At 54.9% G+C, this 24953-nt stretch carries 19 protein-coding genes; 9 read left to right on the top strand and 10 right to left on the bottom strand.

Translation table 11 applies throughout. The features are described from left to right. Nucleotides 1-7: 7 nt before the first annotated feature. The 3 genes from E7745_RS04160 to E7745_RS04150 all read right to left on the bottom strand — a co-directional run bounded on the left by E7745_RS04160 (nt 8) and on the right by E7745_RS04150 (nt 5983). On the bottom strand, nt 8-880 hold the full coding sequence (locus E7745_RS04160; RefSeq protein WP_136408366.1) for a DUF3316 domain-containing protein: 873 nt from the start codon (nt 878-880) through the stop codon (nt 8-10). A gap of 39 nt (nt 881-919) precedes the next feature. Further along, nucleotides 920-3631 (bottom strand): DNA gyrase/topoisomerase IV subunit A, encoded by a 2712-nt coding sequence (locus tag E7745_RS04155; RefSeq protein ID WP_107031172.1) that lies wholly within the window; start codon nt 3629-3631, stop codon nt 920-922. A gap of 414 nt (nt 3632-4045) precedes the next feature. Continuing rightward, a complete protein-coding gene (locus E7745_RS04150) occupies nt 4046-5983 on the bottom strand; it encodes a glycoside hydrolase family 127 protein (protein ID WP_240740388.1) in 1938 nt (645 codons plus the stop codon). A gap of 161 nt (nt 5984-6144) precedes the next feature. Between E7745_RS04150 and dnaE the strand changes: the two genes are divergently transcribed. Further along, complete coding sequence (gene dnaE / locus E7745_RS04145) at nt 6145-9957, top strand: DNA polymerase III subunit alpha (RefSeq protein WP_124075710.1); 3813 nt, start codon at nt 6145-6147, stop codon at nt 9955-9957. Between the two features lie 151 nt (nt 9958-10108). Continuing rightward, on the top strand, nt 10109-10429 hold the full coding sequence (trxA, locus tag E7745_RS04140; protein ID WP_107031169.1) for a thioredoxin: 321 nt from the start codon (nt 10109-10111) through the stop codon (nt 10427-10429). 183 nt (nt 10430-10612) lie between these two features. Here trxA and E7745_RS04135 read toward each other — a convergent pair whose 3' ends face one another. The 6 genes from E7745_RS04135 to E7745_RS04110 form a co-directional block, all read right to left on the bottom strand. Further along, the gene (locus E7745_RS04135; RefSeq protein WP_136408364.1) at nt 10613-12970 is read right to left on the bottom strand and encodes a glycoside hydrolase family 2 TIM barrel-domain containing protein; all 2358 of its coding nucleotides are present in this window, start codon (nt 12968-12970) and stop codon (nt 10613-10615) included. Between the two features lie 86 nt (nt 12971-13056). Next, nucleotides 13057-13521, bottom strand: a complete 465-nt coding sequence (locus E7745_RS04130) for an Lrp/AsnC family transcriptional regulator (protein WP_107031166.1) — start codon at nt 13519-13521, stop codon at nt 13057-13059. A gap of 243 nt (nt 13522-13764) precedes the next feature. Further along, on the bottom strand, nt 13765-15597 hold the full coding sequence (locus tag E7745_RS04125; RefSeq protein ID WP_107031165.1) for an ABC transporter ATP-binding protein: 1833 nt from the start codon (nt 15595-15597) through the stop codon (nt 13765-13767). 106 nt (nt 15598-15703) lie between these two features. Then, entirely contained in the window at nt 15704-16090 is a 387-nt protein-coding gene (gene secG, locus E7745_RS04120; RefSeq protein ID WP_123398112.1) for a preprotein translocase subunit SecG, read from the bottom strand. A gap of 29 nt (nt 16091-16119) precedes the next feature. Beyond that, on the bottom strand, nt 16120-16890 hold the full coding sequence (locus tag E7745_RS04115) for a hypothetical protein (protein WP_123398111.1): 771 nt from the start codon (nt 16888-16890) through the stop codon (nt 16120-16122). Between the two features lie 25 nt (nt 16891-16915). Then, a complete protein-coding gene (locus tag E7745_RS04110; protein WP_168181996.1) occupies nt 16916-17446 on the bottom strand; it encodes an LptE family protein in 531 nt (176 codons plus the stop codon). A 98-nt stretch (nt 17447-17544) separates the two neighbouring features. Between E7745_RS04110 and E7745_RS04105 the strand changes: the two genes are divergently transcribed. From E7745_RS04105 to E7745_RS04080, 6 genes are all read left to right on the top strand, one after another. Further along, nucleotides 17545-18111, top strand: coding sequence for a DUF4199 domain-containing protein (locus E7745_RS04105; RefSeq protein ID WP_136408363.1), 567 nt, complete (start codon nt 17545-17547; stop codon nt 18109-18111). Nucleotides 18112-18185: 74 nt separating this feature from the next. Next, nucleotides 18186-19148: a glycosyltransferase family 2 protein gene (locus E7745_RS04100; RefSeq protein WP_123611088.1), complete on the top strand. Its 963-nt coding sequence runs from the start codon at nt 18186-18188 to the stop codon at nt 19146-19148. A 79-nt stretch (nt 19149-19227) separates the two neighbouring features. Further along, nucleotides 19228-19764, top strand: a complete 537-nt coding sequence (locus E7745_RS04095; RefSeq protein WP_123398108.1) for a nitroreductase family protein — start codon at nt 19228-19230, stop codon at nt 19762-19764. A gap of 70 nt (nt 19765-19834) precedes the next feature. After that, complete coding sequence (locus E7745_RS04090) at nt 19835-20356, top strand: DUF6452 family protein (RefSeq protein WP_107031159.1); 522 nt, start codon at nt 19835-19837, stop codon at nt 20354-20356. Beyond that, nucleotides 20349-21284: a DUF6048 family protein gene (locus E7745_RS04085; protein WP_136408362.1), complete on the top strand. Its 936-nt coding sequence runs from the start codon at nt 20349-20351 to the stop codon at nt 21282-21284. The genes E7745_RS04090 and E7745_RS04085 overlap by 8 nt, the downstream gene beginning before the upstream one ends. After that, entirely contained in the window at nt 21277-22254 is a 978-nt protein-coding gene (locus E7745_RS04080; RefSeq protein WP_123398106.1) for a PhoH family protein, read from the top strand. Before E7745_RS04085 ends, E7745_RS04080 begins: the two co-directional genes overlap by 8 nt. 29 nt (nt 22255-22283) lie before the next feature. Here the strand turns inward: E7745_RS04080 and E7745_RS04075 are convergent, their stop codons facing one another. Then, nucleotides 22284-23498, bottom strand: a complete 1215-nt coding sequence (locus E7745_RS04075) for an MFS transporter (RefSeq protein WP_240740364.1) — start codon at nt 23496-23498, stop codon at nt 22284-22286. Between the two features lie 237 nt (nt 23499-23735). Between E7745_RS04075 and E7745_RS04070 the strand changes: the two genes are divergently transcribed. After that, a complete protein-coding gene (locus E7745_RS04070) occupies nt 23736-24917 on the top strand; it encodes an efflux RND transporter periplasmic adaptor subunit (protein ID WP_240597557.1) in 1182 nt (393 codons plus the stop codon). The last annotated feature ends 36 nt before the right edge of the window (nt 24918-24953 follow it).

The raw sequence follows: 24953 nt of genomic DNA, 5'->3' as shown, positions 1-24953 counted from the left end.
CGGCTGATCAGTAGAGCGCGCTGATCATGCGGACTTTCCGAGGAAGGCCTTTGCGCGGGTTGACTGACATCCATTCACCGCTGACACCGACTGAGAGCGCATGGGTGAATCTGTTGGTCACGAGATGGTTGACTTTCGATGAGAAGACTGTGCCGTGGTAGCCCAGGCGCAGATTCGTCGATCCGAAGTGAAGATCGGCGCTCAGCTGATTGTCGAGCCTGAAATAGTTGCCCCACCAGGCGCAGTGAGTCAGGCCTGAATGGTCGCCGAGGTAGATCTCATAGTAGAGTTCGCCGTAGTCAGGCGAGAAGAAGAGGCCGGTGACCGGGAGTGTGGGCTGATAGGTGAAAGTAACCGGCAGGCGCCAGATGCGGAGACTGTATGAGGCGAATCCGGTCAGGTTGACAGTCCAGGCGGCTTTGGCCGAGGCCGGGTTGTTGCCGTTGCGGGGGTTGTAGAGGCAGCCGAGTTCGATTCCGGTTGATGCGCCGGCTGCAAGAGTGAGGCCTGTGAGCGGGCGGAATCTGCGCATCATACCCCAGTCGGCGGAGAGCATGATGTCCCACATCGATGCGTTGCGGGCGGGATTGTCGGTCTTGTCAACGCTGAGATTCATGTGCAGGCGCATGGTCCAGTCGCGCGGGGCGAAGCGCATGGCCTGATAGCGCTGATAGTCAAATCCGGCATGCCAGCCTTCATATCTCAGCGGAGTCAGATAGGTGTCAGTCAAGTGGGCCGAGCCATATTCCAGAGTGTAGGCTGCAAAAACCGGACGCACTACGGTGGCGGCTGTATCTGCGTCGGCCACGGGCCGCATGCCGGAAGCCGGCAGGCAGAGCAGCAGCGAGGCGAGTGAGAGAAGTGCTTTTCGGACTTTCATTTCAGAGACTGTTTCAAGAGGGGTGTCAGAGTAGGTGTCCTAAAACAGACGGTGCTGTCCGGTGAGTTCGTCGCGCACCTCATCGTCGCTCTTCTCAGGTTCAGCCACGTCTTCAGACTCCTGATCGGCGCTTTCGGAGGATTGGCCCGGCTCGGCGTCATCTTCATCGAGGATATCCTCGGTCGCTATAGGTTCGAGTTCCGTGATATGGTCGATGGCGAAGGTTGTCAGGCGCTTGCCTTTGGCCTTGACAGATTTGACAGCGATAAAATCGCGGGCCACGATCTCCATAGCCGGGCGGAAAGAGTCGGCTCCGCCGAAGACTACCTCGACATGCAGGCCAGGCTCGTCACTGAGCAGCAGCAGCGATGACTTCTCGTTGTCGCCGAGATAGCGCTGTGGTTTTGCCGTGGGTTCGAAGGTGAAGCGCTTGATGTAGGGATATTTCTGGTCGGCGTCATCGAGAATGGCGGTCCAGACCTTATGGGGGGCGAATTTCTCGATGCGCAGAATGTTGTCGGGATAATGGTTCGAGGCCTCGAAGGTGGATGTGTAGTACTCCCCGTTTTTCTGGATGACGAGCACAAGGTCGCCACTGTTGAATTCGCCGAGATATTCGCCGCGACCGTCATAGTTGAGGCGCATCACGTCAGGATCATACCAGACATCGCGTCCGCCCAGGGTCGAGCGGCCTTTCTCCTTGAGCGAGAAGCGGTGGACTTCGTTGCGGGTCACGATGTTGCCCAGCGAGGCTCGCCCCTTGATGTTGATTTTCGAGAAGTCGACGTCAAACTGCAGGGTCTTGAGCCTGAGTTTTGGCTTGAGGGTCACTTTGACCACCTCGGCCTCGCCGTTGGGGTTGACGGTGAACCAGCAGACGCGGCTTCCGGGTTTGCCGCCGGTGACGTTGTATTCCTTGTCGCGGGTGATGCCTGTGACAAAGAAGCGTTTCATATAATATGTGCCGCCCTTGCCGTCCTGATAGATGACATTGTAGACGGTGCGCTTGTCGTTGCGCTTGAACACGTCGACGTGAAGCACGTTCTTGTCAATGAACAGTTTTTCCTGGACTCTGACCACCTTGTAGCGTCCATCCTTATAGAAGATGATCACATCGTCGATCGACGAACAGTTGCATAGGAACTCGTCTTTTTTGAGCGAGGTGCCGATGAAGCCCTCCTCGCGGTTGATGTAGAGCTTCTCGTTGGCCTCGGCCACGGATGCCGCCTGGATATTGTCGAAGTTGCGGAGCACTGTCATGCGCGGGTAGGCATCGCCGTATTTGCGCTTGAGGTTCTCGTACCATTCAATGGTATAGTCGGTCAGGCGTTCCAGTTTGGAATTGAGATCGCTGATGCGGTCGTTGAAAGCCGCGATCTGCTCCTCGCATTTGTCGACGTTGAACTTAAGGATGCGCCCCATCTTGATTTCGAAGAGGCGGATGATGTCATCGTCGGTTATCTCGCGGATGAACTTGTCTTTGAATTTTTCGAGACGGCCGCGGATGTGCTCTATGGCCTGCGCCCGGCTCTCGCTTTCTTCGTAGCCCTTGTCCTTGTAGATGCGCTCTTCGATGAAGATACGTTCGAGCGATGCGAAGTGGAGCTGCTCGCGCACTTCGCCGAGCTGGATCTGCAGCTCCTTTCCGAGTATGGTGCGGGTTGAGTCTACGTTGTGGCGCAGCACATCGCTGACGCCTATGAAGTGGGGTTTGTTTTCGGAGATGACACAGCAGTTCGGCGAGATGGACACCTCGCAGTCAGTAAAGGCATAGAGCGCATCGATGGTCTTGTCGCTTGAGGTGCCGGGCTGGAGGTAGACGATGACGTTGGCATGTTCGCCGGTGTTGTCATCCACGCTCCTTATCTTGATCTTTCCTGCCTCCTGGGCCTTTACAATCGACTCGATGAGGGTGGCAGTGGTCTTGCCGTAGGGAATTTCGGTGATGGCGAGGGTCTTGTTGTCGATCTTCTCGATCTTGGCGCGGATTTTGACCACGCCGCCACGTTCGCCGTCGTTATAGCGCGAGACATCGATGAAGCCTCCGGTGTAGAAGTCGGGGTAAAGGGTGAATTCCTCACCGCGGAGATAGGCCACGGCTGCGTCTATGATCTCATTGAAGTTGTGGGGCAGGATCTTCGAGGAGAGACCTACGGCGATACCCTCGGCTCCCTTGGAGAGCAGAAGCGGGAATTTTACGGGCAGAGTTACGGGCTCTTTCTTTCGTCCGTCGTAGCTGAGAGTCCAGTCTGTGACCTTGGGATTGTAGACCACGTCGAGAGCAAACTGCGAGAGCCGCGCCTCGATATATCGGCCTGCAGCGGCCGAAGCACCGGTCAGCGTGTTGCCCCAGTTACCCTGAGTCTCCACCAGCAGTTCTTTCTGTCCGAGCTGCACGAGGGCCTCGTATATGGAGGCATCGCCGTGGGGATGGAACTGCATGGTGTGGCCCACGATGTTTGCCACCTTATTGAAGCGACCGTCGTCGAGCAGCTTCATGGCATGGAGGATGCGCCGCTGCACGGGCTTCAGACCGTCCTCGATGTTGGGGACGGCGCGTTCAAGAATCACATAGCTCGCATAGTCAAGAAACCAGCTCTGAAACATGCCGCGGAGCTGATGGCGGATGGTGTCGTTTGACGTGTCGACAATTATCCGCGGATCAAATCCGTCTTTGCGCACGGGCTGTGTTTCTTCCCGGCTTTCTTCAGGGTCGTCTATAGCATCTGGTGTGAATGTATCCTCGCTCATAATTTTGTGGTGGAAACAGAATTGGATTACTGATTAGGCAAAGATACGAAATTTTTGGTGTTGATGCAAACCGCATTTCGACCGTCAACGAGGGACCAGGCTACAGGCGCGGCGCATTGTAGCAAATTGCCAGCCATGATGGCTGTTTCTGCCAAAATATCACCCAAAAGCGCCTTTTGAAAACAATTTGTTGTAAAATATGTTAAATTAATACACTTTTATCGCCGCGAATTTGGAGGTTATCCAAAAAGTGCCTACCTTTGTAACGTGTTTTTCATGGTATTAGATTTAAGGTTAACTAAGATTGGTTGTCGAGAGACAATCAATTTTTTATTATCTAATCCTCAACAACTTGCCCCGCCGCCTGCAAGCAGGAAGCGGGGCAAGTTGCTTTTTATGGATTATCGGAGTTGGCTATTGCTCCGGGACGACTGCGTTCAGTGACTGCGGAAGCCAGACAGCCATCTGACCGGGTCCGCGATGCGCCCAGGCATAATAAGGTATGAGAGTCAGGCTGATATCTTCAGACACAAGACGGCCATCAGCGCCATATCCGAGCTTTTGGGCATCTGCCACGAGTCGGACTATGCCGCAAAGCTGTCCGGGGGCATTCTCCACTCTGATTTCAGGATGGCGGTTCAGAAGTACTGAAGGCAGATTAAATTTGTTGTCAGGCCATTCGGCACAATATACAATAGGGCCTCGCTCCAGACAGATGCGTCCGCTATCGGCCACAACACGGTTGTCAGCTTTAACCGTGCAGGGCTCCATGTCGAAATGTATCTCCACCCGGTCACCTTTTTTCCAATTCCGGTCAATGGCAAGATAACCGTTTTCAAGCTCTCCGCCGGCATTTCGCCCATTGATCTTCACATGCCAGGAGGGATTCTTGCCGTCGGTGTATGTGTAGAGATCACTCGGAACCGGCCTGTTGACAACCCAACCCGGAATACGTATCATCATTCTGAAGCGGCCGGCTTTGTTACTGTCAACAGATAACGATATGTCGCCGTTCCAGGGATAGGCGGTATTCTGGCTGAGATCAAGCCGCTTGCCGGCCACATCGAGCCGGGCCGTGTTTGACATGAAGAGGTTGACATATACGTCGCGGTCTCTTACGGCATAGACATAGCCTGGCAGCGAGGGTATGAAGCGACAGATGTTTGACGGACAGCACGCACATCCAAACCAAGGGGCGCGCTGATGCTGCCCTGCCGACTCAAGCGGATTGGGATAGAAAAAACTTCCGCCGTCAAGCGAGACCCCAGATATAAGTCCGTTGTACAAGGTGCGCTCAAGCACGTCATAGTATTTCGACTCGCCATGCAGCAAGAAGAGCCTGTGGTTTACATATACATTGCCGATGGCCGCGCATGTCTCGCAGTAGGCCGACATGTTAGGCAATTCGAAGTTTGCTCCGAAAGCTTCGCCGTCAGCAGTAGCGCCTATGCCGCCGGTAATATAGTATTTCATCCCCACAATATTATTCCAAATCCGGTCGATGGCCTTTATGTAAGCCGAATCACCGGTAAGAGCGGCAACATCAGCCATTCCGGCATACATATATGCCGCCCTGACAGCATGACCCACGGCTTCGTCCTGCTCCGTGACCGGCTTGTGGGCCTGACTGTAGGCATCGCGCCGAGAAGTACGGCCACGTTTGTCGAGAAAGAATGCGGCCTGGTCGAGATATTTTCTGTCACCGGTGACGAGATAGAGTCTGGCAAGAGCCATTTCTGCAATCTGATGTCCGGGCACAAGCGTCAGCTGCCCAGGCTTGTCGCCGATGGCGCGGCACACACAGTCGGCATATCTGACAGCAATGTCAAGAAAGTTACGTTTGCCCGTGGCCTGATAGTGAGCCACGGCTCCATCCACCATGTGGCCGAGATTGTAGAATTCATGGCTGAGTTCCTCAACCTTCTCCCAGCGTTTTGACCCGGCCCATTTGTGAGGATGCTCAGGGTTCATGGTACGGCTTGTGTAAAGATATCCGTCCGGCTCTTGAGCTGCGGCCACTATGACGAGTATGCTGTCGATGTAGTGTTCGAGTTGTTTGTCGGGATATGTCTGCAGCAGATAGCTTGCTCCTTCAATGGTCTTGTACACATCGGTGTCATCAAATGAAAATCCACCGACAGCAATAGTGTCTGAAGGATTGGCGGCATTGACAAAATTTCTATATCGCCCTGACTCCTCACACTTGGAGAAGGCAAGGGGAATGGTGACTTCCCGACTCGCTTTCAGCCTCTGCCACCAGAAGCCATCGGTCACCCGGACTGATGTGAACGGAACCGGATCAATAGGGTAGCCATGCGCCGGTCTTGACGAAGCAGCACAGACCGCAGTCATCGCTACGGCCAGCAGCAAAAGGTTAATAATTCTTTTCATAGAAGATTCTGCATGAAATGTATATGACTACCGCAAATGTAGCTAAAAAAATTGCAGTTTTTTACTTATCTTTGCATAGAAATGGCCGCAGGCGGCCGCCCGTAAACCACACACGATCACACATGCAACAATTCGTTCACCTACACGTACATAGCCAGTATTCCCTGCTTGACGGGCAGGCTTCTGTCACCGGTCTTGTAGACAAGGCGATGGATCTCGGTATGCCTGGATTCGCGCTGACAGACCACGGCAACATGTTCGGTGTCAAGGAATATTTCAACTACGTCAACAAAGTCAAAGGCAAGTATAAAGGCAAGCTGTCCGACCTTAAGAAGAAGATCGAGGAGGCACCCGAAGGGGAGGCCGAGAAGATCGGCGCCGAACTGGCTCCGGAAATCGAGAAGATAGAGCGCAAGCTTGCGTTTAAACCGATTTTCGGCTGCGAGATGTATGTGGCCAAAGGCTCTCTGACCGACCGCTCTGACAAGACCGACAAGGGACGCCACTTGGTGGTGCTGGCCAAGAACCTGAAGGGCTACAAGAATCTTATCAAGATCGTGTCACAGGCCCATACAGACGGCTTCTATCATCACCCGCGAACCGACAAGGCCGCGCTTGCCGCCCACCGCGAGGGGCTGATAGTCTGCTCGGCCTGTCTCGGCGGCGAGATTCCGAGGCTCATAGCCAACGGCCAGCTCGATGAGGCCGAGAAGCAGGTGCTGTGGTTCAAGGAGACTTTCGGCGATGACTACTACATTGAACTTCAGCGCCACAAGACCAACGATCCCAACGCCAACCGCGAGACCTACGTAGAGCAGGAGCAGGTGAATCCGGTGCTGATCGATCTGGCACGCAAGCACGGCATCAAGATCATAGCCACCAATGACTCGCACTTCATCAACGCTGAAGACGCCGAGGCGCATGACCGCCTGATCTGCATCTCGACCAACAACTATGTGGCCGACACCACCCGTATGCGCTATTCAAAGCAGGAGTGGTTCAAGTCACAGGCCGAGATGGCGGCTGTGTTCCCCGACCTGCCTGAGGCGCTTGAAAACACCCTGGAGATTCTTGACAAGGTAGAGATCTACTCCATAGACCATGCGCCTATCATGCCCTTCTTCGAGATTCCGGCCGATTTCGGCACGGAGGAGGAATATCGCAGCCGCATCACCGAGCAGGAACTTTTTGACGAGTTCACGCAGGACGAAAACGGCAACGTGGTGCTCTCGCCCGAAGCCGCTCAGAAAAAAATTGACAAACTTGGTGGCTACGACAAGCTCTACCGTATAAAATTCGAGGCCGACTATCTGTCGAAACTCGCCTACGAAGGAGCCGAACGCCGCTACGGGTCGCCTCTGACAGCCGAGCTGGAGGAGCGCATCAAGTTCGAGCTTTATATAATGAAGACAATGGGCTTTCCGGGCTACTTCCTCATAGTGCAGGACTTCATCAATGTGGCCCGCCACAAGCTCGGAGTCAGCGTAGGGCCGGGCCGCGGATCGGCTGCGGGAAGCGTTGTGGCCTACTGTCTGGGCATCACGCAGGTCGACCCCATCAAATATGACCTTCTTTTCGAACGATTCCTCAACCCCGACCGAATCTCGCTGCCTGATATCGACGTCGACTTCGATGACGACGGGCGCGCCGATGTGCTCCACTATGTGACCGAGCGCTACGGAGAGGAAAAGGTGGCCCACATCATCACCTTCGGCACAATGGCTGCCAAATCGGCCATCAAGGACGTGGCCCGCGTCGAGCAGCTGCCTCTGCCCGAAAGCAACCGCATAGCCAACCTCGTGCCCAAGCGTATGCCTGACGGCCCTGACGGCAAGACGCTGAAGACCAACCTCAAGAACTGCTATCAGTACGTGCCTGAGTTCGCTCAGGAGCTCGGTTCGAACAATCCGCTCATACGCGAGACGCTCGAATATGCCAAACGGCTCGAAGGAAATGTCCGCAACACGGGCGTGCATGCCTGCGGCGTGATCATCTGCCGCGACCCGATCACCGACTGGGTGCCTGTGGCTACGGCCGTTGACAAGAGCGTCGACTCGAAGGAGAACGACAAGATGATCGTCACCCAGTATGAAGGCTCGATCATCGAGGACACAGGCCTGATCAAAATGGACTTCCTCGGCCTGAAAACCCTCTCTATCATCAAGGAAGCGATCTCCAACATCAGGCAGACCCGCGGAATCGAGGTAGACATAGACAATATTGACATCAACGACCCGAAGACATATGAACTCTACAGTCTCGGCAACACGGTAGGCACTTTCCAGTTCGAGTCGGCCGGTATGCAGAAGTATCTGCGCGAGCTCCAGCCCTCTACGTTCGAGGACCTCATAGCCATGAATGCCCTCTACCGTCCGGGACCTATGGACTATATCCCTGACTTCATTGCCCGCAAACACGGCCGCAGCCCCATCACTTATGACATTCCGGTGATGGAAAAGTATCTTAAAGACACTTACGGCGTGACTGTCTACCAGGAACAGGTCATGCTCCTGTCGCGCCTGCTCGCCAACTTCACCCGCGGCCAGAGCGACACGCTCCGCAAGGCTATGGGCAAGAAGCTCATCGACAAGATGAACGAGCTGAAAGGCCTCTTCCTCAAGGGGGGCCAGGCCAACGGCCACGATCCGAAGGTGCTCGAAAAGATCTGGGCTGACTGGGAAAAGTTCGCATCATATGCCTTCAACAAGAGTCACGCCACCTGCTATTCGTGGGTTGCTTTCCAGACCGCATGGCTCAAAGCAAACTATCCGTCGGAATATATGGCGGCGATCCTTACCCGCAACCGCTCTGACATCAACAAGCTCACCGGCTTCATGGACGAGTGCAAGCGCATGAAGATCTCGGTGCTCGGCCCGGATATCAACGAAAGCTTCATGGAATTCGGTGTGAACTCCCACGGCGATATCCGCTTCGGACTTGCGGCCATCAAGGGTGTGGGCGAAGGGGTGGTCAAGGCCATCATAGAAGAGCGCAAGGCCGGCGGTCCGTTCGAGTCGATCTACGACTTCGTGGAGCGAGTGCCCTCACAGGGCATCAACCGCCGACTGATGGAGAATCTTGTCTATGCAGGTGCCTTTGACAGCTTCGAAGGCATCAAGCGCGAGGATTTCTTCGGCACCAACCAGCGCGGCGAGGTATTCGTGGAAAGTCTCGTGCGCTATGGCCAGGCTTTCCAGGCCGACAAGACCAAGTCTGCCATGTCGCTCTTCGGCGATGATGCCGAGCTTTCCACTTCGGGACGTCCGCCGGTGGTTCCACAGGCCGAATGGCCCGCAGCCACCCTGCTCGAACGCGAGCGCGAACTGGTGGGCATGTATCTCTCGGCCCACCCGCTCGACCCTTATTACATGGAACTGAACTATGGAACATCTTGCACCATCAAGGGCTTCAACGAGTTTGCACCCGTGGAGGGAGTTGACCTGACCTTCGGAGGCATGGTGGTGGAATTCACCAGCCGCCCGTCGAAACGCGGAGGGCAGTTCGGCATACTCAAGATAGAAGACTATACGGGCAGCGCGGAGTTCATGCTGTTTGATGAAAACTACATCAACTTCCACAACTACGGAGTGCCCGGCACACCTATATTAATAAGTGGACGCTACGAGCGCCGATATGCCAACTCCGACCCGCGCTTCAACATCACTAACATACGCCTGCTGAGCACAGTGAAGGGGCAGCTGGTCAACAGCATCACAATCGATCTCCCGGCCGACAAGCTCACCCAGCACCTCAAGGAGCTCATCGAGGAGGAGATCCGCAGCGACGCCAATGCCAAGGGCGAACTCTCGTTCCGCATCTTCGACCCGAAGATCAACCGCTCGCTCCATCTTTCATCGTCGCGGCGCATACCGATCTCGCGCAAGCTTGTCGACACCCTGACCGAGGAAGATATCAGCTTCTCCATCAACGATTAGCGGTCTGCCTCAGGACCGCTAAGCAGAATAGTGACCGCAAAAGTTGGAAATATCAAGGAAATTCCTACCTTTGCATCGGCCAATCCGCTTCCCGGACGGCTTCGTGATCAAAATCCTTAAAACCTTAAAAATCAACTAAAAATAAACTGTCATGACTTTTACCGATCAGAACGTACACGACATTATCGCTTCCGGCAAACCAGTAGTAATCGACTTTTGGGCTACCTGGTGTGGTCCCTGCCAGCGCATGGCTCCCGTGGTTGAAGAACTTGCCGAAGAATACAAAGACACTGTAGCCATAGGCAAATATAACATCGAGGAAGAGAATGATCTTACTACCCAGTACCGCATCATGTCAATCCCCACTATCCTCTTCTTCAAGAACGGCGAACAGGTCCGCGATCTCCGTCTCGCAGGCGCTCAATCAAAGGAGAATCTCGAAAAGCAGATCAAAAAGCTCATCGAGCTCTAAAAAAACTATCCAACAGGTCGTTAAAAAAAACACACCCTGATTTTATCCGCATGGCAGTCTATCTGCCTGCCGAGAAAATAACAGTCCGCGGCGGCTTCATCTTACAGAAGCTGCCGCGGTTTTATTTCGGATCAGCGGCACAACCAGATTGAAACGTCAAAAATGATCCGGGTGTGAAAATAGTCAGAGGGTGACTCTGACGGGAGCTGAGTCAGGGTTTAGGATGATGAACTGTGCGTGGCCGTTGAAGGCGGGAATGGTGAAGCTTTCCGGGGCGGTTCCGGGGGCGGGACGTTCCTGTCCGCGGAAGGCCGGGTCGCCGTTGCCTGCGCCAAGCAGCCTCAGGCCGTCGGTCAGTGAGATTGTGACCGGCTGACAGGCATCGGGTACAAAGCGGCCTTTGCTGTCGACAAGGCTGACATTGATCACCTGCAGCCCATCTTCAGACCAGGCACATTCCGCAATGGCCTTAACGGCCTGACCGGTGGTCTCAATGCGCTTGGTGAGCACCTTGCGGCCATCTTTATAGCCTATGGCCTCGACGCGACCGGGACGGTAGACAGCTTTCCATGACAGATGGCCGTTGCGGGGCATCGGCTTGCGTCCGAGGCTCTTGCCGTTGACGCGCAACTCCACCTCATCCATGTTGGAATAGGCCCAGAGGTCGATCTCCTCACCTTCATGCCCCCGGAGGTTCCAGTGGGGGAAGATGTGGAGTGTGGGTTCGTCGGTCCACCATGATTTCAGATACATGGCTTCGTCTTTCGGGAATCCGCAATAGTCGAGAATGCCGAATTCCGAGCCTACGGCGGGATATTCGAGCGGGTTGGGCTCTCCGCGGTAGTCAAAGCCGGTCCAATAGAAAAGGCCACCGAGCCAGGGGCGCTCGTCATAGAACTTCCATCCGCGTTCAATGCGGTTGAGACAGCTGTCGGCCGGATCGGGTGTGCGGTTGAGGGAGGCCATGCGCCCGTTGGCGCGGTCGTCGAAATAGACGCCGCGGGTGCCGCAGCCTGATGTTTCCTCAGATCCGTAGGCCGAGCGCGCGGGATAGTCGGCACGGTGGCGGTCGACCGGATTCTGCATCATATAATTGTAGCCTGCCACATCAGCGGGTATCACCGGCTTCGGTCCGCTGCTTGTGGCGACGGTCATCTGCCGTGTGGGGTCAAGCCGATGGGCCACATCGCGCAGTTCATCGACTATGCGGACACCTTTTTCATCCCATTCCACGCCCCACTCCTCGTTGCCTACGCTCCAGAGAATTACGGAGGGATGGTTGCGATCGCGGTCAATCATGCTGCGAAGCTGGCCGGTGTGATAGCCGTTGATGCCGAGCAGGCGGTTTTCCTCGATGACCAGAATGCCGAGCGAGTCACAGGCGGCGAGTACTTCCGGGGTCATCGGATTGTGGCTGGCGCGGTAGGCGTTGACACCGTATTTCTTCAATTCCTTGAGGCGATAGACATTAAGAGCATCGGGTATTCCGGCTCCAACACCGGCATGGTCCTGGTGCATGTTGACTCCCTTGAGTTTGACTGAACGGCCGTTGAGCAGGAATCCGCGGTCGGGGTCGAACTCCGCACGCCGGAAACCGGTGACGATGTCCTCGGCTGATACGGAACGTCCATCGTCAAGCCGGAGCCGCAGAGTGTAGAGGGCGGGGTTTTCGATATCCCATTCGGTCAGCGAGGCGGGATGCAGAGTGAGCTGCCAGGCGCTTTCGGTTTCAGGGGCGGGGAGGTCGGTGAGGGTGATGCGCTCAGAGGCTACGGGAGAGCCCGCGCGGTCAATCAGTTCGGCAGAGAGGGTCCACTTCTCGCCTGGAGCGGGGCTGAGGCCGTGGAGCTTGTTGGCCACGCGGCCGCTGACTTTGATTTCGGGTCCGGCACCGGGAGTATAGACCGTAGCAACGGAGTTGGGGTTGATGTGGCGCGGTTCGCTGATGTCGAGCCAGGCATGGCGGTAGATGCCGCCGCCTTCATAGAACCAGCCTTCCTCCAGAGTGGCGTCGGAGCGGACGGCTATTACATTGTCACCGCCGAAATTGACATAGGGGGTCACGTCGTAGCGCTGTCCGACATATCCGCTCGGCTCGCCGCCGAGATAGAATCCATTGAACCAGACTTTGCTGTCGCGGAAAATGCCGTCGAACACGAGAGAAATGCGTTTGGCCGAGTCGGCAGCCGCCACGGGGAGCACTTTGCGGTACCAGCCGACAGACGAAGCGGGATATTTATAGCCCACGGTCTTGTAACCGTGGCTGTGGCTTGCATCCTTTTCAAAAGGAAGGTCGACCACGAAGTCGAAGGGGAGGTCGATGCTGACCCATGCCGAATCGTTGAATTTCACGGCGTAAGGCCCCGTGTTATGGATCGAGGCTGCTTTGGTCAGATAGTTGAAATATTCTGTTCCGGCCCCGAAATCCTTGGCCGGGTCGGTGTTGCCGAAGGCGAAGCGCCATCCGCCATCAATATTCACAAGTTCGGCCGCCAGCGGAAATGCTGCGGCCAGAGCCAATGATCCGATCAGTTTCTTCATGAGAGGTTTGCAGTTGCAGATAGATATATAGAGTTGGAAAAACAGCCTGAGGAGGGAGGAGTGCGAGAGTAGGTGAGTCAGCCCGATCAGTCATCGTAAGTGACCGGGAGCACCCGCGAGATGCTGTGGTCGAGCGAGATGAGGGTCTCTGTTCCGGTTACGCCGGGTATCATCTGGATCTTGTCGTTGAGGAGTTCCATCAGGTGCTCGTTGTCGCGGGCAAAGAGTTTGATGAGCATGGAGTATGGACCGGTGGTGAAATGACACTCCACGATCTCATGTATCTTTTCAAGCTCCGGCACTACCTCACGATACATGGCCCCGCGCTCAAGATTGACACCGATATATGTACAGGTGCGGTAACCAAGCACTTTCGGATCGACATTGTAGCCTGAGCCGGTTATAACATTCAGGTCGATCATACGCTGGATGCGCTGGTGGATAGCCGCGCGTGAGACTCCACATTCCGTTGCCACGTCTTTTGAGGCTATCCTCGCGTTTCTCATAATGATCTCCAGGATCTTACGGTCTAAATTGTCAATTTTTTCCATTAGCATGTACTCTATAAGCAGGCTTTGTCCGATCCAAGCGTTGAACAATCCAAATCTTTACTCATGTATCATTCCTATCGGAGACAGCCTTGGCAGATTCTGTGAATTTTTGACAAATATACACATTTTAAAACAATTTTCAAACATTTTGCCAAAAATTACTTTCTATTTATATTAATATTCGGTTTTGATCTTACAAAATGAATCCCCTCGCCGGCCGAAGCCGAGAGGGGATCACTGTTTCTATTTCATGGACTGCATCTCAACAAGCCTCGTGTAGTATCCGTTGAGAGCAAGCAGGTCGTCATGCGTGCCACGCTCCACTATGCGTCCTTCGTGGAGCACACAGATCTGGTCGGCGTTCTTGATGGTCGAGAGGCGGTGGGCTATGACGAGAGTAGTGCGGTCTTTCATCAGCCGTTCCAGGGCTTCCTGTACCAGTTTCTCGCTCTCGCTGTCAAGGGCCGAAGTGGCCTCGTCGAGAATGAGCACGGGGGGATTCTTGAGAATGGCTCGTGCTATTGACAGGCGCTGGCGCTGACCTCCGGAAAGACGGCAGCCGCGGTCGCCGATGTTTGTGTCATAGCCCTCTTCGGTGGCCATGATAAACTCGTGGGCGTTGGCAATCTTCGCGGCGGCTATCACCTCTTCTCTGGTGGCGCTTTTCACGCCGAAAGCTATGTTGTTGAAAATAGTGTCGTTAAAAAGAATGGCTTCCTGATTGACATTGCCCATGAATCCTCTGAGCTCATGCACAGGCAGATCACGCAGGTCACAGCCGTCAATCGAGATCGAGCCCTTGTTGATGTCATAGAAGCGTGGCAGAAGGTCGGCGAGGGTCGACTTGCCGCTGCCGCTCTGCCCTACGAGAGCTACGGTGTGGCCGGCAGGAATGTCAAGATCAATGTCAGAGACCACCGGCAGTTCCGGATCGTAGCCGAAGGTGACGTTCCTGTAGCAGATATGGCCTTTGAGGTCAGGGATATGAGCCGGGGTCTTCGGATCGGCTATGGGATTGACGGCGGCGAGTATGGCATCCACACGCTCCATAGCGGCAAGACCTTTCTGGATGGCATAGACCGCTTTCGAGAGATCTTTGGCCGGATTGATGATGCTGTAGAAGATCACCATATAATATATGAATTCCGGAGCTGTGAGCGAGGTCTTGCCGGAAAGGATCAGAGCGCCACCGAAGCAGAGCACTATGGCGATGGTCATTGTGCCGAGCAACTCGCTCATGGGGTGGGCGAGCGACTGGCGCCGCTGTACGGAGGTGGTGATGTTGTAGAAGCGCTGGTTGCCGTTGCGGAAACGGCCTGTGACCTTTGACTCTGCATTGAAGGCCTTGATGACGCGCAGACCTCCGAGAGTTTCTTCGATGTAGCTCATTATTATGCCCCACTGCTGCTGGCCTTGGAGCGATTTCCGCTTCAGGCGCTTGCCCACTCGCCCCATCACCAGTCCGGCTATGGGAAGGAGCACGAGCACGAAGAGGGTGAGCTGCCAGGAGATCATGATCATCATGCCCAGGCAGACTATGATCATCACCGGGTTTTTGAAGAGCATGTCGAGCGAGGCCATGATGGAGTTCTCAATCTCGGCGACATCGCCTGTCATGCGGGCCATGACGTCGCCTTTGCGCTCGGAGGTGAAATAGCCGATGGGGAGGGAGACTATCTTGTCATAGACAAAATTGCGGATGTCACGCACGATTCCGGCCCTCATCGGTATGACGAAGTAGGAACTGGCATAGGCAGTGCCTGTTTTCAGTCCGGTCATGAAGACCAGTGCAGCGGCGAGAGCCACGAGGGTGCCTATCGGGCCCCACTCGCCTATGCACTGCTGGGTGATCCAATAGAAATTGTTGATCAGTGTGTCTTTCAACCCGGCTGATCCCCAGGGCATGAATTCATAATGCGCCTCCTTCACCTTGAAAAGCATTTCAAGAATCGGAATGATCAGCGCGAATGAAAACAGTGTGAGAAAGGCCGAGAGGAAGTTGAATAATATATTAAGTAGAAGATACTTTTTATATGGTGGCACGAACCTCCGCAGCAGCAGCCATAAGTCTTTCATATAGAATCAAATCAAGCCTGCACCGACTCGAAGGTCAGGGCAGGCCGGTAAGGGGGGGATGGAGTAGATAAAATGTGATTCGCGTGTTGAAATCCGCAGATCGGGTTTATTCTGCGGGAGCTTCTTCAGCAGCGGGAGCCTGCGCGGGAGTCTGGTCAGCGGCAGGAGCGGGAGCCGCTACGGGAGCTGCAGGAACTTCAGTGTTGAAGTCGGCGGGGACAGCCTGCTCGGCGGGGGCCGCGTTCACACGTGAAGAAGAAGCATTGATGGCTTTCGGCATTGTGAATGTTGCAAGAATGGAGAGGAGGCAGATGGCTCCGGCGAGGCCCCAAGTGAGCTTTTCGATGAAGCTGTTGGTGCGGCGCACACCCATGATCTGGTTTGAACCGGCGAATGAGGAAGAAAGGCCTCCACCCTTTGACTTCTGAACGAGCACTACGCAGATGAGAAGAAGAGCGCAGATGAGCGTCAGGATAATCAGTACGATATACATAATTATTGTATGGTTTATTAATTTAGAAATCAGGTGTTATAGCGGGAATTGATCATCAATTTCTGCAAAAACCGCAATTGGTCTGCAAAGTAAACACTTTTTTTTGGATTTTTCAAACTCAAATTGTGAATTATTTCAAATGCCTTGTCGTAGCGGCGGCGGCGTATGTAGATTTTGGCCAGGCTTTCGCTCAGCGAGGAGTCGTCGGCGGTGTCTTTGACGGCCACCGGATGGTCTTCGGGCGCGAGTGCGGCGTGCGGTTCGGAAGCCGCTTCATCATCGTCCTGCGGAACCGGCTGATGCGGGGCTTTATTCTTGAGTATGAAGGCGTTGATCAGAGCGTCCTGCGAATTATCAGTCGGAGCAGGCTCCGGCGGCAGACTTTCTTCCTCCTCGCGGGCAAGGAGCATCGAATAGTCGGCCGTGGGGTTGAAAATAAGTTTTTCAAGCAGGGCGTCCTCTTCAGGGGTAGAATGGCCGTAAGTGGCGAGGAAGGTGTCTATGGCATTGTCAGTTGTGACCTCCGGTTTCTTTTCTGACGGATAGAAATCAAGCCACACGTCGCTGCGCGGATCGGTCATGATGGCCAGAGCGGCCTGGTCAGCGGCATTGAGCGCCAGACCATCCATCAGCCGGCGGCGTGTGTCGGCCGGAAGCGAAGCGCCCTCCCGGCGCATCAGCGTCAGGGCCGGAAGCGTAAAGAAGGGGTATTCCCTGAGCAGATGCTCGACGTCTGAAATGCTGACCGGCACTTCAGGGTCGGCAAGAGCGCGAAGATAATGACTGAGAGCTTCTTCCATAAATGACAGTACGGATGAATGTTGGTTACCAGTCACCGAGGGTGGCGTTGAAAATAAGGTCGACAAGCTCTTTGGATATTTCGGAACAGAGCTGATCCTGGACGTCGGTCAGCATCTCTGAGCTGTCAAAGTCGCGGTAGGCGCTGAAGGTCTGACTGATGTCCTTGCCCTCCTGGCGGTTGTCGGTGTAGGTGATCTTTACCTGAATGGTCAGTCGGGTGCGTGAGGCATAGGCGTTTTCGGTCACGGCCTGGGGCGAGAGGTTGTAGCCCACAATCTCACCTTCGAGCTGCAGGTCGGCATTGTTGGTGTCGATGGTCCGCAGGCGTGTGTTTCGCGTTATGTAGTCGAGCAGTTCGTTTTCGAATGTCTGCTGCAGAGGCGGATAGACGAGGGCCGCGCGAATGGGGAAGTTGGAGACGTAGATGGTTTTATAGACCGTGTAGTCAATGGCCGCGCCATTGAGCTTGTAGCTTATGCGGCAGCTTCCCGCCATGCAGCTCATGACGAGAACAAGCAAGAAGCGAAGCAGATATGTTGATCCAAATGCTTTCATGGAAGCACAAAGTTACAACATTCTTCGATAAAATCCCAAAAAATACCTAACTTTGCAAGTCGTAGAGATTTTCTACAGACGATCATCATCTCTCGCATATGGATTATTCAGACAGAAGAATCATAACCTCACCATACCGCCGGGGCGCCGACTTCGGCTTCCTGTTCGGCATCTACCTGTCAGTGATGTTTTTCAGTTCTATTTTCGGAAAAACGCTGCCTCTGACCGGGTTGCTGTCACTGCTGCTGATGCTCGGAGTGCCGGTGTTCATCTTCATAGTGCTCAGGCGCTATGACCGTGAGCTGCAGGGATGCGCCACATTCCCCATGATGTGGATGACCGGTGTGGTTACTTTCATCTGCGGCATCCTCATTTCAGGAGCGCTGCTGGTGATCTACATGAAATGGATCGAACCCGGATTCGTGCTCAGCCAGCTCGAAGGGCTGGTAGAGACCGGCAAGAAGTTGCCCGGAACTCCCGTGGCCGAAGCCGGCGAGATAGCCGCCCGGATGATCAGGGCCAATTTCATCCCCACCCCGATAGCGATTGTGACCGAGATCATAATGGCCACGATAGTCAGCGGCTCGATACTCTCTATCATCATCTCGGCAGGTTTCGCCCTGCTCCACAAATCGCAGCGCCGCCGCGGAAGCTCCGAATCATAGCCCGCACCTGCCGGCACTCTGATGCACTCACATAAGAAACACCTCCACACAAGACTGATTCACAACTACACAGAATGGACATATCAGTTGTAATACCCCTCTATAACGAAGCCGAATCGCTGCCCGAACTCGCCGCCTGGATCGAGCGCGTGATGAATGACCATGATTTCAGCTACGAAGTCATCTTCGTCGATGACGGCAGCACCGACGACTCCTGGGCCACCATACGCCGCCTCCAGGAGAAAAACCCGAATCTCCACGGCATATCATTCCGCCGCAACTACGGAAAGTCGCCGGCTCTCAACACCGGCTTCAACGCCGCCAAAGGCGATGTGGTCATAACGATGGATGCCGACCTGCAGGACTCGCCCGATGAGATCCCGGAGCTCTACCGCATGATCATGCGCGACGGCTATGACCTCGTGTCGGGCTGGAAACGCAAGCGCTACGACCCGCTGTCGAAAACCATCCCCACCAAACTGTTCAACGCCACAGCCCGCAAGGTCAGCGGCATCAAGAACCTCCACGATTTCAACTGCGGCCTGAAAGCCTACCGGCTGGAAGTGGTGAAACACATCGAGGTCTACGGCGACATGCACCGCTACATACCCTATCTCGCCAAAAACGCAGGCTTCACCCGCATCGGCGAGAAGGAAGTCCACCACCAGGCCCGCAAATACGGCAGCACCAAATTCGGGCTCGACCGCTTTGTCAACGGCTACCTCGACCTGGCCACCCTCTGGTTCACAGGCAAATTCGGAGCCAAGCCGATGCACTTCTTCGGCCTGCTCGGCTCGCTGATGTTCATCATCGGCTTCATAGCCGTGATGGCTGTCGGCTTCGGCAAGCTCTATGACATGACCCACGGCAATCCTTACCGCCTGGTGACCGACTCTCCCTACTTCTACCTGGCACTGACCATGATGCTCCTCGGCACCATGCTCTTCCTCACCGGTTTCATCGGCGAGCTGATAGCCCGCAACGCTCCCGGACGCAACCACTACGAGATCAAGGAAGAAATCGGCATCGACAAGTAACAGGGAACAGCCTAACCAGGCATCTCATTCATTTCTAATCAGATATCCAACCGCACACCGGATAAACCATTACAGACCCATGCAATCCAACGCCTATCCCCAGTTATACCGTCTGAGCCAGCTGCGCTATTCATGCCGCGACTACTCTGACCGCCCCGTGAGCCGCGACACCCTCCGCTCGGTGCTCGACGTGGCCCGCCTCGCCCCCTCGGCCTGCAACCGCCAGCCCTGGGTATTCCTCGTGGCCGACTCTGCCGAACAGCGCGAAGCCATCACCGGCAGCTACGACCGCCAGTGGATACGCACCGCCCCTGAATTCATAGTGGCCTGCGGCATCCATGACGAAGCCTGGCACCGAGGATGCGACGGCAAAGACCACACCGACGTAGACCTCTCGATAGCCATCGAGCACCTCTGCCTCGCAGCCACAAGCCTTGAGCTCGGCACCTGCTGGGTGTGCAACTTCGACCCGGCCCCGATAGCCGAAGCTTTCGGACTGCCTGCCGGAGTAGAACCCGTGGCAATAATTCCGATAGGTTATCCCGCCGATCCGCAGGCTGTGCCCGAAAAGAAGCGCAAGAGCCTCGACGAGATCGTCAGATGGGGCAAATTCTGAACATCGGCCGACCGGCATCAGGATCACGCCCGCCACACAAAACCCGATTCAAATTTATCGCGATACAGGATTGAAATCACTCGTTTACATCTCAGGCCTACTCGCCGCCGGAGCACTGCTTACGCAGTCATGCAGCAACGTGGGCTGCACCGAGAACCAGAATTCCCTACCGCTGGCCGGCTTCTACGCCATGTCGACCGGACAGGCCATAGTCCCCGACTCGATCACCATCGGTGGCGTCGGCGCGCCGTCTGACACCCTTCTGCTGACCCTCGATTCTCGCCAGCAGCAGCTCTATCTGCCCTTCCGCTCCACTAGCCCTTCAACATCTTTCTACATACACTACTGCCAGAAAGCGCTTGACTACCCGGAGCTGAATGACACTCTGAGCTTCGACTACGACGCAGTGCCCTATTTCGCCTCGGAAGACTGCGGCGCCATGTATCACTACCGCGTGACCCGCTACACCTATACCACCCACCTGATCGACTCCGTAGGGATGACCGATTCGCTCATCACCAACATAGACCGCGAGACTATCAGGATATTCTTCCGCACCGCCGACCCCGATAATCCCGATGACAATGACTGATCTCCAAGCCAAAACCACAGCTCCCGGCCTCCGCAGACTGCTGAAGATGCTTCTGCTGACGCTCTTTGTCATTGCCGGAACCGAACTTTCGGCCCAGCGGCGCGTCACACCGGTCAAGACACCCGAACCGGGCACCACTCCGAAAACCGAACGCCCACGCCGGATAGACCGCAGCAAACTGGTGGAGATGACCGATGCCAGCGGCAACACTATCCTCGTCGACACAATCACCGGAACTGAAGTCAAAGACACAGCCCTGATGGCTCCGCCACCGAAGATGATCTATCCGCTGCTCCATGAAGTGACAGCAGGCGTCAACCTGTGGAACCCGATAATGCGAGCCTTCGGGCAGAGCTACGGACTCGGCGACGTGTGGGCCGAGCTCAGCCTCCACAACCGCTATTTCCCCTATTTCGCAATCGGCGTGGACAACTGCAACGACACACCCGACGAGTCAAACTTCACCTTCAGGACCCCGGTCTCGCCCTACTTCAAGATAGGCGCGTCCTACAACTTTTTCTACAACTCCAACCCCGACTACAAGCTGCAGATGGGTCTGCGCTACGGATTTACGTCATACAAATGGAGCGTGGAAAACGTCACTGTCGACGAAGGCTACTGGGACGACCCGTCACATTTCTCCATCATGAACCAGCGCTCCACTTCGGGCTATCTCGAAGTGACATTCGGGCTGAAAGTAAAGGTGTTCAAAAACTGGTCGCTCGGCTGGAACATAATCTATCATTCACTCATACATGACACTAAAAGCTCCTACGGCGAACCGATGTTCATACCCGGTTTCGGCACACGCGGATCAGCCGTTACGGGCAATTTCTCTCTGATGTACACATTCCCGATAAACAAAAAGAAGACAAGCGAGGTTAATACTGTAACAGAGGGAGACACACAAACAGAACTACATGATTGAAAGAATCGTAATCATAGACAACGTGGACCCCGTGAGCTTCTACGGAGTCAACAACTGCAACATGCAGCTCATCCGCAATCTCTTCCCGAAACTGCGCATGGCAGCCAGAGGTTCCGTGATCAAGGTCATCGGCGATGACAGCGAGACAGCCCAGTTCGAAAAGAAGATCAAGGAGTTGGAGGAGTATTGCGTGAAATACAACAAGCTCACCGAGGAGGTGATCCTTGACATAGTCAAAGGCAAGTCGCCCGAAACTCCACGCCAGGACGATGTGATCATCTACGGCGTCAACGGCAAGCCAATCAGCGCCCGCAACAAGAATCAGGAGCTGCTGGTCAAGGCATTCCACGAAAATGACCTGACCTTCGCCCTCGGCCCTGCCGGCACAGGAAAGACCTATGTGGCGATCGCCCTGGCCGTGCGCGCGCTGAAAAACCGCGAGGTCCGCAAACTTATTCTCTCGCGTCCGGCCGTGGAGGCCGGCGAGAAACTCGGCTTCCTTCCCGGCGACATGAAAGACAAGATCGACCCCTATCTGCAGCCACTCTATGACGCTCTCGAAGACATGATTCCGGCCGTCAAGCTGAAGGAATACATGGAGACGAACGTCATCCAGATAGCCCCGCTCGCCTTCATGCGCGGACGCACCCTCAATGACGCGGTCATTGTGCTTGACGAAGCCCAGAACACCACCGTCCACCAGATCAAGATGTTCCTGACCCGCCTCGGCATGAACGCCAAGATGATCATCACCGGCGACGCCACCCAGATAGACCTTCCGCGCTCCATGCAGTCGGGCCTTACCCAGGCGCTGCGGGTACTCAGCGACGTCCCAGGAATAGGCAAAGTAGAGTTCGGCAAAAAAGACATAGTGCGCCACTCGCTCGTACAGCGCATAGTGGAAGCCTACGAACACTTCGACAGGCAGCAGAAAGATACTCCTGACCAGCCAAGCACCACCTTATTATAATAGGAGATTAGTCCAGTTGGACCAATTGCCTAATTCCCGGCCCTTCTCGCCCTGAGATCCGGCAGGAATGCCGCCACCACGCCAAGCAGCGGAGTGTAGGCGCAGAAATTGTAGACAGCCTCAATGCCGTAGCTGTCAGCCAGAGAGCCGAGCACCGCCGAAGCAATGCCGCCCACTCCGAACGCAAATCCGAAGAAAAGACCTGAGATCATGCCCAGCTTGGTAGGCAGCAGCTCCTGGGCGTAAAGCAGAATAGCCGGGAAAGCCGATGAAAGCATAAAGCCCGCACAGAAACTAAGCACCACAGTAAGAGCCAGCCCGACATGCGGCATCAGCAGACTGAAAGGAGCGGTGCCAAGAATAGAGATCCAGATGACAGCCTTACGCCCGTAACGGTCGCCCACCGGGCCGCCCACAAGAGTGCCGATGGCCGTCGATACCACAAAGACAAACAGAAATATCTGCGACTGCGACACGGAGACACCGAAACGGTCTATCAGATAGAACGTATAGTAGCTCGAAAGACTGGCCATATAGATGTATTTCGAGAATATAAGCAAAATTATCACCGCGATGACAAAAATGGTGCGCCGCTTCGAAAGCGGCAGTGAGACACTTGACTCACTGCTATTTTCAGCCGTGCGAAGTTCGCGCAGATAGCGTCCGTACCAGCGGCATATAGGAGTCATGGCCCAGAAGCACAAGGCAGCGAAAATCAGGAAGAAAGCCACGTAACGGCGGCCGTGGGGCGCCACGATGACAGCCACGAGCAGCGGACCGATCGAACCGCCGAAATTGCCGCCCACCTGAAACACCGACTGCGCAAACCCCCGGCGCTCATGGCCGGCAAGCGAGGTGATGCGTGAGGCCTCCGGATGGAGCGTGGCCGATCCGATGCCCACCATGAATACTGCGGCAAGAATGCCCGGCAAAGTCGAGCAGAAGGCAAACATCAGAATGCCCACGGAGGTGCAGCACATACCGGCCGGCAGACTCCCCACAAACGGGCGCCGGTCAAAAGCATAGCCCACCACGGGCTGAAAAATCGAAGCCGCAAGCTGATAGACGAGAGTGATCAGACCGATCTGCCCGAAACTCAGACCAAGGTCCTCCTTAAGCATCGGGTAGACAGCCGTTATCACCGACTGCAGCAGATCGTTGAGACAGTGGGCCGCGCTCAGCGCAAGCAACACATGAAAAGCCGGCATATCCACGAGCCGGTGAAGTTTCTTCAGAAATGACATGTTTCAGATGATAATTTTCAAGGGTGCAAAGTTACTTATATTTTCCCAATTAGTCTCAACTCAAAAAAACAGTCATATTAATTGGTCAAAAGCGGAAATAATGAGGGGCTTTTAGCCAATTTCACAAACTTTATTATTACTTTTTTCGCTTGATGCAGAAATCCTTGGTAACTTTGCACGTTAAAATTTACGAATACAGTAAAAAATAGGTATATATAAGTAACGAAAAGAAAAGCAATGAAATCCATCGCGTTATCGAAAGGCAGCATCGCAATGATGCTCGCAGCTGTGGCTTTGTTCCCTTCATGTTCAAAGAATCAGCAGCAAATGCAGCAAGGCGCTGCGCCTGAAATCGCCACAATCACCCTCTCTCCGCAGTCAGCCGACCTCCAGTCGACATACCCTGCGACAATCAAGGGCAAGACTGACATTGAAATCCGTCCGCAGGTAACCGGATTCATCACAAAGGTTCTTGTAGACGAAGGCCAGCGCGTGCGCAAAGGCCAGACCCTCTTCACTCTCGACCAGGTAACATTCCAGGCCGCAGTCGATCAGGCCCGTGCCGCCGTGAGCACAGCCCAGACCGCCGTCAACACCGCAAAAATGACCGCTGACAGCAAAAAGACTCTTTTTGACAAGAACATCATCAGCGAATACGAATATCAGCTCTCTCAAAACTCTCTCGCCCAGGCAGAATCCCAGCTCGCAAACGCTAAAGCAGCCCTTGCATCTGCTCAGAAAAACCTCGCCTACACCGTAGTGACAGCTCCGAGCGACGGCGTGGTAGGCTCCATACCCAACCGCGAAGGCTCACTCGCATCACCCTCGTCGGCACAGCCTCTGACCACCGTCAGCGACAACTCTCAGGTCTATGCCTACTTCTCGCTGACCGAAAAAGACCTCCTCAACATGGTAGGCGAAGGCGAGCGCACTATCGAAGCAGCAATCAAGGCTATGCCTGAAGTGCAGCTCCGTCTCAGCGACGGCTCCCTCTACCCGCTCAGCGGCAAGGTAGCCACCGTGTCAGGCGTGATCGACAACTCTACCGGCGCATCAAGCGTACGCGCCCTCTTCAACAACCCCTCCGGAGTTCTCCGCAGCGGCGCCACCGGCCAGATCATCCTGCCTGAAAACAAAGAAAACGTGATCATCATTCCCCAGAAAGCCACATTCGAACTTCAGGACCGCCGCTTCGCCTACGTGGTCAACGACTCTAACAAGATCGTATCGACCCCCATCACCATCGAAGCCAACAACGACGGCAAGAACTTCGTAGTGACCTCTGGTCTGCAGGCCGGACAGCGCATCGCCATTGAAGGTGTAGGCACCAAACTCGCCGACGGCATGGCCATCACCCCGGTAGAGCCCAAAGCAGCTCCCGCTGATGCAGCCGCAGCAGCCCAGACAGCCCAGAAATAAAAAACGGATTCAAAAGGATACAATAACGTAACTTCA

The organism is Duncaniella sp. C9, assembly GCF_004803935.1.
In the GTDB taxonomy this organism is placed as follows: domain Bacteria; phylum Bacteroidota; class Bacteroidia; order Bacteroidales; family Muribaculaceae; genus Duncaniella; species Duncaniella muris.
The sequence above is the reverse complement of the archived record's forward strand: the minus strand, read 5'-3'. Positions and strand labels throughout refer to the sequence as shown.

What these genes read in the sequence shown, in the direction of transcription:
- E7745_RS04070 (WP_240597557.1), top strand. Translation starts at nt 23,736, where the DNA reads ATGAAATCCATCGCGTTATCGAAAGGCAGCATCGCAATGATGCTCGCA.
- E7745_RS04135 (WP_136408364.1), bottom strand. Translation starts at nt 12,970, where the DNA reads ATGAAGAAACTGATCGGATCATTGGCTCTGGCCGCAGCATTTCCGCTG.
- E7745_RS04155 (WP_107031172.1), bottom strand. Translation starts at nt 3,631, where the DNA reads ATGAGCGAGGATACATTCACACCAGATGCTATAGACGACCCTGAAGAA.
- E7745_RS04150 (WP_240740388.1), bottom strand. Translation starts at nt 5,983, where the DNA reads ATGACTGCGGTCTGTGCTGCTTCGTCAAGACCGGCGCATGGCTACCCT.
- E7745_RS04095 (WP_123398108.1), top strand. Translation starts at nt 19,228, where the DNA reads ATGCAATCCAACGCCTATCCCCAGTTATACCGTCTGAGCCAGCTGCGC.
- E7745_RS04160 (WP_136408366.1), bottom strand. Translation starts at nt 880, where the DNA reads ATGAAAGTCCGAAAAGCACTTCTCTCACTCGCCTCGCTGCTGCTCTGC.
- E7745_RS04125 (WP_107031165.1), bottom strand. Translation starts at nt 15,597, where the DNA reads ATGAAAGACTTATGGCTGCTGCTGCGGAGGTTCGTGCCACCATATAAA.
- E7745_RS04105 (WP_136408363.1), top strand. Translation starts at nt 17,545, where the DNA reads ATGGATTATTCAGACAGAAGAATCATAACCTCACCATACCGCCGGGGC.
- E7745_RS04085 (WP_136408362.1), top strand. Translation starts at nt 20,349, where the DNA reads ATGACTGATCTCCAAGCCAAAACCACAGCTCCCGGCCTCCGCAGACTG.
- E7745_RS04075 (WP_240740364.1), bottom strand. Translation starts at nt 23,498, where the DNA reads ATGTCATTTCTGAAGAAACTTCACCGGCTCGTGGATATGCCGGCTTTT.
- E7745_RS04110 (WP_168181996.1), bottom strand. Translation starts at nt 17,446, where the DNA reads ATGAAAGCATTTGGATCAACATATCTGCTTCGCTTCTTGCTTGTTCTC.
- E7745_RS04115 (WP_123398111.1), bottom strand. Translation starts at nt 16,890, where the DNA reads ATGGAAGAAGCTCTCAGTCATTATCTTCGCGCTCTTGCCGACCCTGAA.
- trxA (WP_107031169.1), top strand. Translation starts at nt 10,109, where the DNA reads ATGACTTTTACCGATCAGAACGTACACGACATTATCGCTTCCGGCAAA.
- E7745_RS04100 (WP_123611088.1), top strand. Translation starts at nt 18,186, where the DNA reads ATGGACATATCAGTTGTAATACCCCTCTATAACGAAGCCGAATCGCTG.
- dnaE (WP_124075710.1), top strand. Translation starts at nt 6,145, where the DNA reads ATGCAACAATTCGTTCACCTACACGTACATAGCCAGTATTCCCTGCTT.
- E7745_RS04080 (WP_123398106.1), top strand. Translation starts at nt 21,277, where the DNA reads ATGATTGAAAGAATCGTAATCATAGACAACGTGGACCCCGTGAGCTTC.
- secG (WP_123398112.1), bottom strand. Translation starts at nt 16,090, where the DNA reads ATGTATATCGTACTGATTATCCTGACGCTCATCTGCGCTCTTCTTCTC.
- E7745_RS04130 (WP_107031166.1), bottom strand. Translation starts at nt 13,521, where the DNA reads ATGGAAAAAATTGACAATTTAGACCGTAAGATCCTGGAGATCATTATG.